The sequence below is a fragment of the Synechococcus sp. 1G10 genome (assembly GCF_002252625.1).
In the GTDB taxonomy this organism is placed as follows: Bacteria; Cyanobacteriota; Cyanobacteriia; order PCC-6307; family Cyanobiaceae; genus Regnicoccus_A.
Map to the genome: position 1 here is coordinate 1 of NZ_NQKW01000061.1, position 1,242 is coordinate 1,242.

At 61.4% G+C, this 1,242-nt stretch carries 2 protein-coding genes; both read right to left on the reverse strand.

Annotated elements, in window-relative coordinates; all coding sequences use genetic code 11:
* Positions 1–21 precede the first annotated feature (21 nt).
* On the reverse strand, positions 22–558 hold the full coding sequence (locus tag CJZ82_RS19435; protein WP_094556993.1) for an ISAs1 family transposase: 537 nt from the start codon (positions 556–558) through the stop codon (positions 22–24).
* Positions 549–1,163, reverse strand: a complete 615-nt coding sequence (locus tag CJZ82_RS19440; protein WP_158218639.1) for an ISAs1 family transposase — start codon at positions 1,161–1,163, stop codon at positions 549–551. Before CJZ82_RS19440 ends, CJZ82_RS19435 begins: the two co-directional genes overlap by 10 nt.
* Between the last annotated feature and the right edge of the window lie 79 nt (positions 1,164–1,242).

Sequence of the window (1,242 nt, forward strand, 5' to 3'; positions counted from 1 at the left end):
CAGGGCTGACTGAAAGTCAATTCATCCCGTCTGCGCGGATTTGACACCAACCCAGCCGAGCATTTGGTTGATGTCATGCGCCACGGCCATCAGGCCAGCGCGGATTGAGCGAAAGCCATTGCTGCGCAGGAGGTTGAGGGCCAAGGTGCGCAGCAGGGCCAGTACCTGTACGCCGTTGCGTTGGGTGTAGCGGTGCGCATCCTCGCCGAGCTGGGTGTCGCGCGGCCAGTGCCACTGGTTTTCGATCGCCCAGCGTTGTCGCACCAGGCGCAGCAACGCTTTTGGACTGGTGCGCAAGGTGGTGATGAACAAGTGCACATGGCGAAATGGCTTTCCATCTCGTCGGCCGGTGCTCACCAACTCGACGATCCAGCTGGCCCCTTCCCAGCGCTCACGGATGGCGTCTGTGGCATTGCGGGCTCTGAGCTGCCAACGCACCTGACGCCCATGGCTTGCCTCGAAATCGCTGATATTTACTGGGAAGTGCCGGTGCCCGCGGAACTGGGAGAGGATCTGCTGATACAGCCGGCGCTGGTTGTTCTTGACCGTCAGGAGCAAGTCGGCGCCCTGCTCGGCGGCGAGTTGAAAAACGCGGGTGAGGTGTGCAGCGCATCCGCCTGGATCAGCACACCCTCCAGCTCCAGGGTTCCGAGAAGGGCCTTGAGTGCAGCGCGCTCGTGGGATTCGCCGGTGTCGAATGATGTTTGGGCGATCGCCACACCCAGCTCCCGGGCGTAGAGCGTGACCTGGGTGACAAAGCGCGTAGCGCTATCGGGGCCATCGAGCTGTGCGGCAGAACCACGCAGGGTCTTGCCATCACAAATCAGCTGGTCGAAATCCTTCTCCTGATCTACGATCTGGGCAAGCATCCATTCCCTGAGCATCCCGAAGAGCTCCTCCAGCTCCACCCGCTCAAACAGGTAGAGGAAGGTGGAATCACAGGGCGACTTGGGCATCTCCAGATCCAGAGCTGCGCTGAATTCTTGGTGATGCCGTTTGGCAAAGCGCTCAAGATCACGGGCGCTGCGGCAGCCGCTCAGGATGCCAAGAATCGCCATCAACAGCAGCAGCCACTGGGGATAACGCACCCCTCGGCGCTTGCGGCCTTCTGGGAGGGCCTGCAGAAAGGCGATCAGATCAACACTGGCAGAAGGCTGGGCCAATGGACGGGAGCAGTCCCGATAAAACCGGCACCAGCATGGCCGCACCAGCTCCCTTGTGCCTGACTTTCAGTCGGCCCTG